This is a genomic window from Pseudarthrobacter sp. KH_020_B (genome assembly GCF_057840185.1).
The window spans coordinates 725,835-739,725 of sequence record NZ_CM174506.1 but is presented as its reverse complement, the minus strand read 5'-3'; the positions used below and the strand labels follow the sequence as shown (position 1 = coordinate 739,725).

At 66.3% G+C, this 13,891-nt stretch carries 17 protein-coding genes; 8 read left to right on the top strand and 9 right to left on the bottom strand.

Going from position 1 to position 13,891, the window contains the following annotated elements; translation table 11 throughout:
- Positions 1-20 precede the first annotated feature (20 nt).
- Entirely contained in the window at positions 21-1,553 is a 1,533-nt protein-coding gene (yczR, locus tag AC3IT0_RS03595) for a MocR-like transcription factor YczR (protein ID WP_489322430.1), read from the top strand.
- 156 nt (positions 1,554-1,709) lie between these two features.
- Here the strand turns inward: yczR and AC3IT0_RS03590 are convergent, their stop codons facing one another.
- Positions 1,710-2,216, bottom strand: a complete 507-nt coding sequence (locus AC3IT0_RS03590; RefSeq protein WP_489322429.1) for a DUF4188 domain-containing protein — start codon at positions 2,214-2,216, stop codon at positions 1,710-1,712.
- A gap of 79 nt (positions 2,217-2,295) precedes the next feature.
- On the opposite strand from AC3IT0_RS03590, the gene AC3IT0_RS03585 reads away from it, so the two are divergent.
- Positions 2,296-2,871 carry a TetR-like C-terminal domain-containing protein gene (locus AC3IT0_RS03585; RefSeq protein WP_489322428.1) on the top strand — a complete coding sequence of 192 codons (576 nt, stop codon included), beginning with the start codon at positions 2,296-2,298 and terminating at the stop codon, positions 2,869-2,871.
- 97 nt (positions 2,872-2,968) lie between these two features.
- Here the strand turns inward: AC3IT0_RS03585 and AC3IT0_RS03580 are convergent, their stop codons facing one another.
- On the bottom strand, positions 2,969-3,661 hold the full coding sequence (locus AC3IT0_RS03580) for an SRPBCC family protein (RefSeq protein ID WP_489322427.1): 693 nt from the start codon (positions 3,659-3,661) through the stop codon (positions 2,969-2,971).
- Positions 3,654-4,280 (bottom strand): helix-turn-helix domain-containing protein, encoded by a 627-nt coding sequence (locus AC3IT0_RS03575; RefSeq protein WP_489322426.1) that lies wholly within the window; start codon positions 4,278-4,280, stop codon positions 3,654-3,656. Before AC3IT0_RS03575 ends, AC3IT0_RS03580 begins: the two co-directional genes overlap by 8 nt.
- Before the next feature lie 170 nt (positions 4,281-4,450).
- Between AC3IT0_RS03575 and AC3IT0_RS03570 the strand changes: the two genes are divergently transcribed.
- Positions 4,451-5,434, top strand: coding sequence for an RluA family pseudouridine synthase (locus AC3IT0_RS03570; protein WP_489323710.1), 984 nt, complete (start codon positions 4,451-4,453; stop codon positions 5,432-5,434).
- Here AC3IT0_RS03570 and AC3IT0_RS03565 read toward each other — a convergent pair.
- The 4 genes from AC3IT0_RS03565 to AC3IT0_RS03550 all read right to left on the bottom strand — a co-directional run bounded on the left by AC3IT0_RS03565 (position 5,419) and on the right by AC3IT0_RS03550 (position 8,998).
- Entirely contained in the window at positions 5,419-5,952 is a 534-nt protein-coding gene (locus tag AC3IT0_RS03565; protein WP_489322425.1) for an O-acetyl-ADP-ribose deacetylase, read from the bottom strand. The two genes, AC3IT0_RS03570 and AC3IT0_RS03565, sit on opposite strands and share 16 nt — an antisense overlap.
- 30 nt (positions 5,953-5,982) lie before the next feature.
- The gene (locus AC3IT0_RS03560) at positions 5,983-8,454 is read right to left on the bottom strand and encodes a MinD/ParA family ATP-binding protein (protein WP_489322424.1); all 2,472 of its coding nucleotides are present in this window, start codon (positions 8,452-8,454) and stop codon (positions 5,983-5,985) included.
- A gap of 88 nt (positions 8,455-8,542) precedes the next feature.
- Positions 8,543-8,743: a hypothetical protein gene (locus AC3IT0_RS03555; RefSeq protein ID WP_489322423.1), complete on the bottom strand. Its 201-nt coding sequence runs from the start codon at positions 8,741-8,743 to the stop codon at positions 8,543-8,545.
- 60 nt (positions 8,744-8,803) lie between these two features.
- Positions 8,804-8,998, bottom strand: coding sequence for a hypothetical protein (locus AC3IT0_RS03550; RefSeq protein ID WP_489322422.1), 195 nt, complete (start codon positions 8,996-8,998; stop codon positions 8,804-8,806).
- Between the two features lie 212 nt (positions 8,999-9,210).
- Here AC3IT0_RS03550 and AC3IT0_RS03545 point away from each other — a divergent pair, with 212 nt between their 5' ends.
- The 4 genes from AC3IT0_RS03545 to AC3IT0_RS03530 all read left to right on the top strand — a co-directional run bounded on the left by AC3IT0_RS03545 (position 9,211) and on the right by AC3IT0_RS03530 (position 11,753).
- The gene (locus AC3IT0_RS03545) at positions 9,211-9,414 is read left to right on the top strand and encodes a hypothetical protein (RefSeq protein ID WP_489322421.1); all 204 of its coding nucleotides are present in this window, start codon (positions 9,211-9,213) and stop codon (positions 9,412-9,414) included.
- A 209-nt stretch (positions 9,415-9,623) separates the two neighbouring features.
- Positions 9,624-10,340 carry an AfsR/SARP family transcriptional regulator gene (locus AC3IT0_RS03540; protein ID WP_489322420.1) on the top strand — a complete coding sequence of 239 codons (717 nt, stop codon included), beginning with the start codon at positions 9,624-9,626 and terminating at the stop codon, positions 10,338-10,340.
- Positions 10,341-10,370: 30 nt separating this feature from the next.
- Positions 10,371-11,048 (top strand): hypothetical protein, encoded by a 678-nt coding sequence (locus AC3IT0_RS03535; RefSeq protein WP_489322419.1) that lies wholly within the window; start codon positions 10,371-10,373, stop codon positions 11,046-11,048.
- A gap of 87 nt (positions 11,049-11,135) precedes the next feature.
- The gene (locus AC3IT0_RS03530) at positions 11,136-11,753 is read left to right on the top strand and encodes a DedA family protein (RefSeq protein WP_489322418.1); all 618 of its coding nucleotides are present in this window, start codon (positions 11,136-11,138) and stop codon (positions 11,751-11,753) included.
- A 20-nt stretch (positions 11,754-11,773) separates the two neighbouring features.
- On the opposite strand, the gene AC3IT0_RS03525 is transcribed toward AC3IT0_RS03530, so the two are convergent.
- Both AC3IT0_RS03525 and AC3IT0_RS03520 read right to left on the bottom strand, forming a co-directional pair.
- Entirely contained in the window at positions 11,774-12,079 is a 306-nt protein-coding gene (locus tag AC3IT0_RS03525) for a hypothetical protein (protein ID WP_489322417.1), read from the bottom strand.
- Positions 12,080-12,249: 170 nt separating this feature from the next.
- Positions 12,250-13,422, bottom strand: a complete 1,173-nt coding sequence (locus AC3IT0_RS03520; protein ID WP_489322416.1) for a HoxN/HupN/NixA family nickel/cobalt transporter — start codon at positions 13,420-13,422, stop codon at positions 12,250-12,252.
- A gap of 139 nt (positions 13,423-13,561) precedes the next feature.
- Between AC3IT0_RS03520 and AC3IT0_RS03515 the strand changes: the two genes are divergently transcribed.
- Entirely contained in the window at positions 13,562-13,891 is a 330-nt protein-coding gene (locus tag AC3IT0_RS03515; RefSeq protein WP_489322415.1) for a hydrogenase maturation nickel metallochaperone HypA/HybF, read from the top strand.

The following is a 13,891-nucleotide window of genomic DNA, read 5'->3' as shown; positions in this document are numbered from 1 at the left end:
CAGTCTGAGATACTGGCCTCATGTCACCTTCGCTGAACCCGTCCGCCCTGGCCCGTCTCCTGGGCGAGTGGAACCCCGGCGTCGCTCCCGCCTACCGCGAGCTGGCCGACGTCGTCCGCCTCCTGGTCCTGGACGGCCGGGTGGCGCTGGACACGGCGCTGCCCAGCGAGCGGGCATTGTCTGAGGCGCTGGGCGTCAGCCGCACCACCGTGACAGCCGCCTACGGGCACCTCCGCGAGCAGGGTTTCCTCAGCAGCGGGCAAGGCAGCAGGGGCCGGACCCGCATTCCGCGCCTGACGCCGCTGGGTACCACGGTGCTCACGGACCAGGGCCTTACAGCCACCGGGCGGACGCCCGGAACAACAGCTCCCGGGCTCGCGGCACCGGAGGGGCTGATCGACCTCGCCTACGCATCGCTGCCCGCCAGCGGCGAGGTGGTCCATCGGGCGTTCGCGGCAGCCCTCACCGAACTTCCCGCGCTGCTGCCCGGATTCGGCTACGACGCCATGGGCCTGCTCCCCCTGCGCGAGGCGGTGGCGGCGCGATATTCTGCGGCGGGTGTGCCGACCACCGCCGAACAGATCCTGGTGACATCGGGCGCGCAGCACGCCCTGAACATCATCATCCGCGCCATGACCGGCCGGCAGGACAGGGTGCTGGTGGAACACCCCAGCTACCCGAATGCCCTCGATGCCATCCGCGCGGCGGGCTGCCGGGCCATCCCGGTGGCGTTCACTGCAACGCACGACGCCGGAACAGGCCCGGCCAGCCCGCCCGCCTTGGCGTGGGACATGCACGCCCTGCAGGCCGCCATGATGCAGCAGCGTCCCAGGATGGCGTACGTGGTGCCGGACTTCCACAACCCCACCGGGCAGCTGATGCCCGATCTCCAGCGCCGCCAACTGGTCCGGGCGGCCGCTGCGGCGGGGACGCTTTTGGTGGTGGATGAAACGCTCCGCGAGCTGAACCTCGACGGCGCCGAGACCAGTCCCGTGGCGGCCTTCAGTCCCGCGGTGGTCACCATCGGCTCGCTCAGCAAATCCCACTGGGGCGGCCTTCGGACGGGCTGGATCCGCGCTTCCGAAGCCATGATCCAGCGGTTTGCGGCGGCCCGGACGTCTCTGGACCTGGGCGGACCGGTCATGGAGCAGCTGGCGGCGGCCCACCTGGTCCGAGCCCTGGACGAACCGCTTCCCGCACGGCTCAGTGCCCTGCGGGACAACCGCGCCGCACTTCTGGAGCTCCTCGCAGGGCACCTCCCGGAGTGGGAAACGGGGCGCCCGGCCGGCGGCCTGTCCGTCTGGTGCAGGCTGCCCGCGCCGGTCAGCACGGCGCTGACGGTGATCGCTCCGGATTTTGGCATCCGGCTGGCAGCCGGGCCTCGTTTCGGCATCGGCGGCGCGTTCGAACGCCACCTCCGGGTGCCTTTCACCCTGCCGCCGGAGCAGCTGGAGACCGCTGTCCTGGCCCTGCGCTCAGCCCAGGACCGGCTCGACGCCGCCCCGCAGCTCCGCCGGACCCTGAAGAACGCACCGGCTGTGGCCATCGCCTGACGCGCGCGTACCCGCTTGCGTGGTCGATGCGCCTCCCCAACTGGGTAGCAGTTGATGTCGTGATGAGCGCCGATAACGACATCTAGTGCGTCCCAGTTTGCGCTCACCCGTTTGCGCGGCCTGCACCCGTCGAGTGGGGCATGGAGCTGTTGGGGATCATATAGCGGCGTCAGCAGCCCGCCCTGCGGTCCGGCCCATCCGCTGCTTTGCGGTATTGGTCCCGGCCCCGACCGGGACATGCGCCGTGGCCTTGGCCAGCCCAAACAACGGCATCCCGTTGTAGACAACCTCAATTCCACCGGCCGGCACCTGGTACGTCTCATGCCAGACGCCCACGTCGCCCGTGCCAGCGAGCTCCTTCATAAATCGGCGCCACGGCTCAAGGTGCGGGGACTCCCGGTCCGCGGCGAACTTCCGGAGGTGCTCGGGGCTCTCCCAGTAGCTGAGCAGGATGGTTGTGCGCCCGAACCACTGCTCATATCCGAGCATTCCTGCGGCGGGGTCGGCGGCCAGGTGTTGGAGCATCCGCGGCATGGCGGAAGCCACCTTGCCCACGGTCCCCACCTTCCACCATCGGTTCGCCCGCATGCCGATCAGGAAGACGGTCACCGATTCGCGTTCCGGGTCAGCGGTGTACCGGCCCGGAAATACTTTCTGCGCCATGGGAACTCCTTGGGTTAATGGTTTCATAACCGCGTTTCATAACGCTGTTACGAAACAAGGTTATGAAACAATGGACTCCATGGCAAGACCCGTAGTGCATAACGATTCCCTCAGGCAGGACCTGCTGGCAGTCACGGCCGACCTGGTGGACCGCGACGGTCCCGCACGCGTGAATCTGCGGGATGTGGCGGCTGCCGCCGGAACGTCCACCACGGCCGTCTACTCGCTGTTCGGCGGAAAATCCCAGCTCCTGACCGCCGTCGTGGACGACGGGTTCCGGTCCTTCCGCGACTCACAGGTGGCCGCGGCCCCGGGCGGCCTGCAGGGACTCGGCGTGGCCTACCGGACCTGGGCGCTGGAGCATCGGGCGCTTTACCGGCTGATGTTCGGTGGCGCCCTGGCGGCCTACGTCGATTGCCAGCCAAGCCCCGATGCTGCCGCCGATGCGATGGAGCCGCTGATGGAAGCAGTGGCTTCCGCCCAGTCCGCGGGCACCGTACTGCAGGCACCCGTGGAGATAGTCGCCGTCGCAATCTGGGGCCAGGTCCACGGCCTGGTGAGCCTGGAACTGGCACAAGTGGGCCCGCCGGACGCAGACTGGGCTGCCGCATACAGCGCAGCCCTCGACGCCGTCGCCCGCGGCTGGGCCGCCTGACGCCACCCTCCGCTTGGATTCCCGAGGCGCTGATTCACCTGCGAGTCGGCCCGTATTTTGCGAGGCGTGAAACGTTGCCGGCCGAGCTCAGGCCAACCTACGCGTAGACCTTGTCGAGGAAGCCGCCCCATGCCTTGGCGGTCACTGCAGAGTCACCGCTGCCGCTGAAATCGTGGACCGTCATGCCCACCGGAGCGCCAAAGGCGTTGCGGCCGAAGAACCGGTACATAGCATCCGACGTCCGCAGGCCCAGGAAGTGCTCATTGGCGAAGTCCACTTCCCCGGACAGCCGCCCCACGCCGTCGAGCTCCAGCTCAACAACAGAACCCTGCGCGGCGGAGTCCACGCCCAGCGCCTTCTTCAGGCGTTCAAAACCGTCCGGGGTCTGCGATGCCGCGGGAGACTGGATGTCCGTGAACACCACCGGCTTGCCGTCGAAGTGCTGCAGGTACTGGCCCAGCGTGTGCAGGTAGAACGCCGTGTGCTTGCTCGCGCCGTCATACTGCTCGTCCCAGTTGTCCGCGAAGATCCCGCTGTGGACATAGTGCAACCGGGCGCGGCCGCCGTCGAGCGGTTCCAGCACATGCTCCAACTGGTTGAACCAGCCATCCGGGCCGTCCATCCTGGAGACGAGATGCGTGGGGTGCTCCTGCACGGTCTTGACGTCCGGCCACTGGTCCGTGGGGAACATCCACGCCGGCGTTCCACTGGTCACGGCTTCCCAGACGCGCTCGGGCGTGCCGGGCAGGTCGGTGTCGTAGACGATCTCAAATTCTCGCTTGTCAGTCATTGTCCTGCTCCTTCGCTGAAAGGGGTTGATTGGGGGTTTTGAGTACCGGGTGAAGGACGACGACGAGCCGGTGCTTCCGCCCGCCGCGCGCCGTAGTGCCGCCGTCGTGATATTTGTCCACCAGGCGGGTGACGGCAACACCGAGTTCCTCGGCAAACGCTGCCCGGTCCGCGGCCGTCCGGAAGGTGATCTCGCCGTCGATCGCGAACGTTGCGAGCTTCTGCCTGGCCGCGGCCGCGCCGGCGATCAGCTTGCCCACCTCCTGGACCATCCGGCCCGCGAGCGCCAGCAGCCAGAAGGCCGAGAAACGGTCCGAAAACCGGTGCGGATCCGGGGCCACCGACGCGAGGGCCACCGGGGAAATCAGGTAGGAGGCCGCCGTCGCCCGGAGGACGCGCTCGGTCACGTTGCCCTTGCGCCGCTCCTCCACGAGTTCCACCAGCCCGTGCCGCTCAAGGGCCTTGAGGTGGTAGTTGACCTTCTGCCGCGGCAGGCCCACCTTGGCGGCAAGCTGCGTGGCTGATCCTGGTTCGGTGAGCTCCTTCAGGATGCGCGTCCGGATCGGGTCCAGCGCCGCTTCCGCCGCGGCCGGGTCCTCGATCACTTCGATGTCCAACATGCTTCCATCATGCCAACCGACAACTTTTATTGTCAAGAACTTTTTTCCCGTCGGCGGTCAGGGGTCGCCGGGACCGTGCTCCGATTCGATGGTTCCCTGCCCGATCGATGATTCGAACCATCGTCTGCGCAGGGAACCGTCTAAACGGGCGCGGGTAGAATGGTCCGGTGATGCAATCCCCCCTCCCCGTGCGCGACGGCGTCAACGCCACCCGCCTGCGCCTCCCGGACGAGGGGCCGTGGAGCACCGCGATGGACTACATGATGCACCGCTGGGGCCACATCGATCCGCAGGGCATCGAGGACAGGTTCGACGCCGGCGAGATCGTGGGCGAGGGCGGCGTCGCCCTGGATCGGGCCACCAGGCTCGAGGACCACACCTTCATTTGGTACTACCGCTCATTGCCGCCGGAGACGCGCATCCCGGTGGAAATCAGCATCCTCCACCAGGACGACCACCTGCTCGTGGTGGACAAGCCGCACTTCCTGCCCACTACCCCCGGAGGTACGTACATCCAGGAATCGGCCCTGGTCCGGCTCCGGAACCAGCTCAACCTGCCGGACCTGATCCCCATGCACCGGCTGGACCGGATGACCGCCGGCGTGCTGCTGCTGTCCACCAACCCGGAAACCCGCGGCAAGTACCAGGTGCTCTTCGAGAAGCGACAGGTGCAGAAGGAATACGAGTGTGTGTCCGCCGCGGAGCCCGCTGCCGGACACCCTGCCGTCGACTTCCCCGTGGTGGTCCGGAACCGGATGACCAAGTCGCGCAGCTACCTGCTGGCCGAAGTGATCGACGGCGAGCCGAACGCGGAGACACGGATCGAACGGCTGGAAACGTTCGACGGCGGTACTACGGTGGGTGCCGCTGGCACCGGCGACGCGGACACGGGTTGCACGCCGCGCCTGGCGCGCTACCGGCTGGAACCCCACTCCGGAAAAACCCACCAGCTCCGGGTCCACATGGCTTCGCTGGGCCTGGGCATCGTCAACGACGCGTTCTACCCTGACCTGCTGGACAAGGCCCCGGACGACTACTCCAAGCCGCTGCAGCTTCTCGCCCGCGGCATCCGTTTTGTGGACCCCATCAGCAAAAGGCCTGTGGAATACCGCAGCAGGCTGAACCTCAGCGAGGCTGCTCAAACCTTGCGCTGATCGAACACAGTCTTGAAGGCTTGTTCCATCTCGGGGCCGAACAGCACAAACTCCACCAACTTGAGCGCGCTGGCCGGATGCGAGGCACCAAACCCCGTGACGGCGTCGTACGCGGCCTCCGCGACCTGGTGCCCGTGCCAGCCGTAGACTCCCCCGCCCACCGCCGGGAAGGCGATGGAAGCCGCGCCCAGCGAATCCGCCAGCCGGAGGCTTTCGCTGAAGCAGGAGACCAGCAGCGCAGGGTTGGTCTGCCCGGCATGCCGGTTGGGCCCTACGGTGTGGATGACCCATCGCGCCGGGAGCCGGAAACCGGGAGTGGCGACGGCGGCTCCCGGTGCCAGCCCGTGGGGCAGGTCCGTTTCGCGCAGTTCGCGGCAAGCCGCCAGCAGCTCAGGCCCGGCGGCCCGCTGGATGGCACCGTCCACACCGCCGCCGCCCAGGAGCGAGGAGTTGGCCGCATTCACGATCGCGTCCACAGTGCGGGTGGTGATGTCGCCTTGGAGGATGGTGATCCGCATGCCGCCAGTTTCCCACTTACGGGGTGCGGCTCAAAGGCCCCGCATCACCGCAGCCGAGGAACGCAACCAGGCCTCGCGTGTGGCCGGCATCAACGCCTGGTAGTTGAGCGGTCCGCCGGAGACGAGGGACTTGTCGTAGGGAACGTCGAGGACTTCCCGGGTCAGGGATTCGAAGTGGGCCCGAGTCCTGTCATGAAGCTGCGGATCGGTCTTCAGTGACGGCGCGGCAAGCAGGGTCACGGCGTTGCGGACTTTGTCCTGGTAGCCGCGTTCACGCAGCCCGTCCACCAGCCAGACGGCACTGGCCACCGTGTCTTCGCGGACGGTGGAGACAATGACCAGTTCGTCCGCCGCCGCCACGGCTGCTTCCCAGTTGGAGGACCGCATGTTGTTTCCGGTGTCAACCATGATGATCCGGTAGAACCGGCGCAGAGCCGTATGCAGCCGATCGAATTCACGGCTGCCGATCGTGGCAGCGCCCGCCGCGTCCTCGTCCGAGGCCAGCACATCAAACTGTGCGGACCCCTGGTAGCGCACATAGCGGTCCAGATCCCCGATCCGCCCAAGGACGGGGTCTTCGAAGCGGTCAACTTCCCGCATCAGGTCAACGGCAGTGCCGGCGTGCCCGGCCAGCGGCGCCCGCCACCCCATGGTTCCGCGCGTTTCATTGTTGTCCCAGGCGAGCGTGTATCCGCCGCGCTGGATGCCCAGCGTCGCCGCCAGGAGCAGAGTTGCCGTGGTCTTGTGGGCGCCGCCCTTGGGGTTAACCACGACGACGGTCCGGGGGCCGTCCAGGCGCCGCTGAACCTCTTCGACGGCGTCAAGATGGGCGAGTTCCCGCCGGCCGGGACCGAGGCTCAGGGAATTGCGGCTGAGCCGCCGGACGGCACCCTGCCAGCCCAATTCGGCGAGCGGGGCGGGCTGGGTGGGCCTGTCGGCGAGGAAATCCTGGAGGGTGGGAACGTCGTCGGGCATGGCTGCGGCCGGAAGGACCGCGGGAGCCTGAAAGCGCTCGCGAGCTTGAAAATGCGCCGGAGCACGCAACGGTGCCGGGGGGACGTCGTCGTCGGGCATGGCCGCGGGAGGGACTGCGATAACCATGGCGGGCCTTCCTTTCTGTAGGGGCTTCCCCATCTGTGGCGGCTTTCCCATCTGCGGCCTCCCTGCCCGGAGGTGCCGTGGCACCACGGCTTGCGGCTCCGCCGTCATGCGCCACAGGCGCCTGCCGAGGCGGCCCAGCACGTCGAAGAGGACGGACAGCAACCGGTACAGCAGAATGGCCAGGCCGATCACCGGCAGGGACAGCATCAGGATGGACAGGATGGAGAGCGCAGCGGCGGCCGGGTCGCCGGCGGCGATGGCACCACTGGCGAGCCCCGCGTGCTGCCGGATGGCGTTGGCGGTCTGCTCGATGATCATGGGCAGGTTCAGCAACATCCAGCCAAGTGCCAGGCAAAGGAGCGGCACCACCGTGACTACCCAAACTGTGACGATGCGGCGGGCGAACGTCCGGAGCTCAGCAACCCGCGGATCCACCGCGCGTCCGGGAATGAGGCTGAGCAGCACCGGACGGATGCGGTTGAACAAGTCCGGGACACCGGCGATGTCGGCCAGGACGAAGTAGCCGTCGAAACGCAGCGTCGGCACCAGCTGCTGGACCATCTCGAAATGCATCAGGGCCGCCGCCAGCAGGAAAAAGCCCTGCCCTGTCAGCAGGTAGGCGCCGCCCAGGCCGATCAGGCACAGGCAGTTGAAGTACAGCCCGCCAAGGTCCGTGCGGATCCTGCCCGCCCGGCCCAACCGGTAGGAGTCGGTGACGTTTGTGAAGAAGGCCGGAAAGACCAGATAGACGCCGACGCCGATCACTCCCGGCCTGGCGCCGCCGTACCGGCACGCCGTGGCATGCCCCAGTTCGTGGATCACGGCGCCCGCCGTCAGCAGCGCGAAGATGCCCAGGAGCAGCGCCGGCGTGAGGAGTACCTGCTCCAGGGAAGCCAGGAAGTCGCCCTTGGCGAGGACCAGGATGTCGACGGCGGCCAGCGCCACCAGGACGGTGGCCACCACGGGACTCCAATACAGCGGGGCCAGGATCAGGGCCAACGTGTTGACTGCCTTTTCCGGCAGCAGCGTTCCCCGCAGCCGCAGGGCAAGCAGCGGGTTTGCCCGCGGCGGCGGCCCGGCCTCGGCTAGGTCCGCATCGGCGTCGTGTACGAGGCCCATCGGCGCCAGCCTGGTGTCGATGAGGTGCAGGAGTCCGCTCACACCGAGTTCGCGGCCGTAGGCGTCGCTGACCTCGCGCGCCAGCTCATCAGCGGACTTCTCCGGCGAGACGGTGGCCATGACCAGATTCAGAAGCTCCGACAGCTGGACTATCTGCCCGTCGCCGCGCTGCAGCAGGTAGCTGCGGTCCTTGAGGCCGGACCCTTCAACCGGTCCCAGGAAAACAATTCCGGGCGACGGCGACCAGTGCCGGACAAGGGCGGTTTCGGCTGCTGTGGTCACGGTCCCCACCTAGGTTGAGCCAGTACGAACGGTGGGCATGCTCCGACGCTGAAGCATGCCCTCCGGGTTTCCTGTTGATCCTGCGGACCTACTGTTGCAGGACCAGCACTTCCTGCCAGGCGGTCGAGTTCGCGATTGAACCGATCGAGGCCGCATTGATGGCGAACGAAAGGTTCACAGCGATCACGGGAGCGACGTTGATGTTGAAGAACAGCGTTTCCCTCATCGGAAGCAGTTCTGCAACCTCGGCGTCGAGATCCACCGGTAACAGCGGGGTTGATGCCGTCATAGCACCTCACCTCTCTACCCCGGGCAATCCCGGGGTCCAGATATCGGATGAAAGACGGACTTAACCCTGGACTACTTCGATGTTCTGGAGCGCAGTGCTGTCTGCTTCCGCAAAGAACGAGGCAGCGTTCAGGGCCATAGACGAGTTGCTTGCGTAAACACCCGCCCAGTTCGTGTCCAGAAACAGGGTCTCCCGCGAAGGCAACAGCTCCACCTTCTGGTTTTCCAGTTCGTGAACGGTGAGTTCCTTCATCATGTCAATCACCCCCTTTCGACATCCCGCCATCAGTCAACGCGTCGCCCCGTAGCGGCTTCGTTACTGGGGTGTTATTTTTCTGTTGTTTCATGAAACTAATGTGGTGGCAGTCTTGACTTGGGCGCCGAATAATCTTTGCCTAGGATGGTCTTACTGGACGGTAATGTTCCTGGACGACGTAAATTGCAGACAAGGAAAGCAGGCGCCGATTCATGGCGGACATTGAAGGCACCATGGTCATCCGCGCGTGGGCGGAGCCTGCCCAGAACTACCGCGTACGGGCACGCCTGATCTCCAGCCATCCGAACAAGGACAAGGAAATTGTGGAGACGGCCGGCGATGCCAAAGAAATCATTTTGGCTGTGCAGCGTTGGCTCGATGTGTTGAAAGCATCAGAACCCACTACCAGCGCATAGCCCGAACATTCCTTATGGGCTGAGCTGACGCCGGGCAAGCTTTATTGAAATGACAACCGGCGCATGTCGATTGACCGGCATGTGGACGTATTCCCGGTATATAACCCCTAAACCCCCCTCTTTCTGAATTGCCTTGACATGATTCGCCCCGGTGCCACGATGGTTATCTGGGGTATCGCGTGTTGTCCGGTCGCTTGAAGGGGATAGGCATGACCACGGTGGCTCTCGCACAGGATTGGCAATTGAGCCTGCTGGGGGCCTGGCGGTTGCGCCGCGGTAGCAATACCGTGGCTGTGGCCAGCCGCGAACAGCGACTCATCGCGTGTGTGGGGCTCCTGGGCTGCAGGCACCGGAGTTTCCTGGCTGGCCTGTTGTGGCCAAAAAGCAGCGAAACGCAGGCTGCCGGGAACCTGCGCACCACCGTGTGGTGCATTTCCCACGCCTTCCCGCACCTTCTTTTGACGGACGCGGACACGCTGGAGCTTCACGAAGGCGTCAGGGTCGATGTCACGGCCCTGCAGCACCACGTCGCCACCCTGCAGTCCCAGCCTGAAGCCCGGATTCCTGACAGCTACCTGGACGACCTGAGCCGGGCTGACCTGCTGCCCGGCTGGTACGACGACTGGGTGATATTTGAACAGGAGCGGCTGCGTCAGTTGCGCCTCAGCGCGCTGGAGCTCATGGCCCGGCAACATCTGGCGGCCAGCGAACCCGGCAAAGCTGTTATCGCGGCGTTGTCCGCGGCAAGCATCGAACCGCTGCGGGAATCCGCCCATCTGCTGCTGGTCCAGGCCCATCTGGCCGCCGGGAACCGAGCCGCCGCAGTCCGCGCCTACACGATGTTTGCCAGCCGGCTGGAGGGCGAACTCGGCGTCCTGCCCTCAAGCCACCTGAGCGAGCTTGTGTCGGCGTTCCAACCGCACTGAGGGAGCATCCGCACTGAGCGAGGAATCATCATGGATACCCTCATCCCAATCCCAGGGGACCGCACGGCGGCCAAGTTCGCCTACGCGGCCGCGGGCCTGGGCGTCGTTGGCGTGGCAACACTGGGCGCCATGTACGCCGTCGAGGTGCCAAAGAACGGACCCTTCGTCTTTGGCACCATCAACGATGCCACCGGCGGCGTCTTCCAGCTGGCGATCATCCCGGTGATCGACCAGGTCCACCGGCGCCTGCGCCGCACACCCGGCTCCGAGGCCGCCAAATGGCTGGTGATCGCGGCCAGCGGCGCAGGATCGGCAAGCTCGTTCCTGCTGGTCGCGAAGAAGCTCGATTTCAATGTGTCCACCGGCATCTCGGTGGGGGCAATGATGGTGCAGGCCGGCTGGTTCCTGCTGGCCCACCGGGCACTGCTCAAGACGGACGGCTATCCCCGGGATCTCGCGAAGCTGGGACAGTTCATTGGCGGCGCCCTGGTAGTGGCGTTGCCCCTGGCGGCGCTGGCCGCGGTGGAACAGGCGCCGGCCTGGATCCGCTGGGGCATCGGCGGAGCGGGAATAGCCCTGGGCGCCACCGCGTGGGTCGCCTGGCCGTACTGGTATTTCCTCGCGGCCCGCCACCTCAGCCACGTTCCCAGGGACGTTCCCGGCGGAGCCCCGCGTCCACGCCGTCGGGACATCGGCGCCGGCTACTGAGGCACTCGCTGAACCCCGTGCCGGCCAAGTCCGTGCCGCCGGCCGCCTTAGGCCGGGCTGCCGCGCAAAGTGCGGTACTTTGTGGCCATGGACTTTGGCAACGCGGACAGCTGGGGGGCGGCGATCTACTTCTGGATCATCCCCGTGGTCCTCGGCGATGCCATCTTCCCGCCCATCCCCTCAGAGATGGTGGTGATCACCGGCGGCGCCCTCTCGGCCGACGGCCGGGCCAACGTCTTCCTGGTGGGGGCACTGTCCGCGGTGGCCTCCTGGGTCGGCGACATGGTGGTATACCAGCTCTTCAAGCGCCGGCTCAGCCATGTCCTGGACCGCTGGCGCTGGGGACGGAAAGTCCACCACGGCATCCATGCGGCCATCGCCAAGGCCGGCCGCTCCTCCACGTACGGAACCATCATCGGCGCCCGCTTCATCCCGGGCGGGCGGCTGGCGACGTCGGCAGCTTCGGGCATCGCCGACGTTTCGGCACCGGGTTTCAGCCTGTGCGCCGCCCTCGGCGCGGTCCTCTGGGCCAGCTGGCTGGTGGGCCTGGGCTACTTCACGGGATCGGCAACCAAGCTGCCGTTCTGGGCGAGTTCGCTGATCGGCGTGGTGCTGGGCCTGGTGATCGGCGCCGTCGTCGGCATCATTGTCACCCGCCGGCGCGGCACCCGCTCACCCGTGGACGAGCCCGCCCCCGGCGAGTGAGCATTCGGCCGGTGATTGAGCTAGACGGGCGCCCAGCGGCCGCGGTTGCGGCGGAGCACCGTCAGTGAGCCGGTGAGTGCAACGCGTTCGACGGCGTCGCGCATCATCGCTGCCGATTCGCGTGCCTGCTGGTTCTCACCGCTGTATTCGGTCGCCTCCACGAGGAAGCGAAGGTTCAGCTGCGGAACGCCGGCGGCAAGTTCGATCTGGTTGGATTCCACATGGTGACAAGTCTCCAACGCCTCAAGCGCGGCGGCCATCACGGCTTCCGGCGGGTTGCCAGGTTTCAGTCCGGTGATTTTCAGGCGGGTCTGGAACGAAGGCATGCCTCAACCCTACCGACAGAGCGGCCCGCTCCCTCACGCCGGCCAAAACGCTCTCTCACTTCCTGCAGAAAATACACAAACGCTCTCTCACCGGGTGAGAGAGCGTTTGGGAAAAAGCCGCAGGAAATGAGAGAGCGTCCCGGCTACTCCCGCTGCCGGTCCTGCTACTCCTAGTCGCCCTCCGGGACGGGCACGGACCAGCGCTCTTCGATGTGGCCGAACCGCCACACGCCCAAGGCAAGGAGCCAGGTGAAGATGAACAGCGCCACCGTGGTGTATCCGACGGCGGCCAGGTCGAGTCCGCCGATCACGGCCAGCGGCCCGGACCGGATCCCGGCGCTGTCCACCAGGAGGGAAATCAGCTGCACGGAGCCGATGCCCAGCGCCACGGCCACGGACAGTCCGGTCACCACCACGTTGTAGTAGATCCTGCGGACCGGCCTGGAAAGCGCCCAGCGGTAGGCGAACGTCATAAAGCAGCCGTCGAGCGAGTCCAGCAGGCTCATGCCTGCCGCGAAAAGGACCGGCAGCGTGAGGATCGCGTACCACGGCAATGCCGAGGCGGCGGCGCCGGCAGCCAGAATCAGGAGGCTCACCTCCGTCGCGGTGTCGAACCCCAACCCGAACAGCAGTCCCACGCCGTACATCTGCCAGGGCTTGGTGATCAGTCCGGTCAACCGGCCGAAGAGCCGCGTCATCAGGCCACCGGCGGCCGGCTGGTTTTCCAGTCCGGCGCCGTTGTCCTGGCTGGACCGCAGCCGCCGTGCCGACCGGAGCACCTCGAGGAGGATCACCAGGTTCAGGACGCCGATGAGGTACAGGAAGACGCCCGAGACTGCGGTTCCGAAGATCTGCAGGCCAGCCTCGGTTTCGCCCGAAACCACGCCACCCTGGTCTGACAGACTCCGGATTCCGGCCGCCAGCACAGCGCACAGGCCAAAAACGATGCTCGAGTGGCCCAGCGAGAACCAGAAGCCCACGGTCATGGGCCGGTGCCGGCTGCGTGGCTGCAAATTGCCAGAGTAGTCGCCGCCAGAGTGCGCGTCGCCCGCGAGTTTCCGGGTGGTGTTGTCGATGGCGGCGATGTGGTCCGCGTCGAACGCGTGGCGGAGCCCCAGAGTATAGGCGGCAACGCCGAGGCCAACGCCGAAAACGCCGGAGGAGCCCGCCGGAAGGTTTTCCGCTGATACAACAGCCAGCAGCACGCCCCAGCCCACAGCATGCAGGAGCAACACAACGGCAGCCATTCCACCGATCGATGCCCGTTCCCGGCCGGTCAGCGCGTTCCCGGCCCTTCCGGTCCTGGCCTGCGGCGTGATGCCTCCAGCTTCCGGTTGCTGCATTGTTGAGCCTCCGGCTTCCGCGTCTTTGCAGAATACTGGGATGACTATACGCCCATACTTGATGAATGCGCAGCTGTCAAATATTGAGGTTGATTTATGGCCTCGGCGAGCCTATCTTGGCAGAGAGGGGGCACTACGCATGCACGAACTCTCGATCGCACAAAGCCTCATTGACACGGTTTTGGACAGGACCGGCGGCCAGGCAGTCACGGGCGTCAACCTCCGAATCGGGCCGTTATCAGGTGTGCTTCCGGACGCTCTCCGTTTCTGTTTTGACGTTGCTTCAGCGGGAACCACGCTGGCAGGGGCGCGGCTGCGGATTGACGAGCCGCAGGCCCGCGGGCACTGCCGCGAGTGCGGTGCCGACTTTGCGATGACCGATATTTTCCTGCTGTGTCCTTGCGGCAGCGCCGACGTCGCAGTGCTCAGCGGGCGGGAACTCAACCTCGTTTCGGTGGAGGTGGCGTAG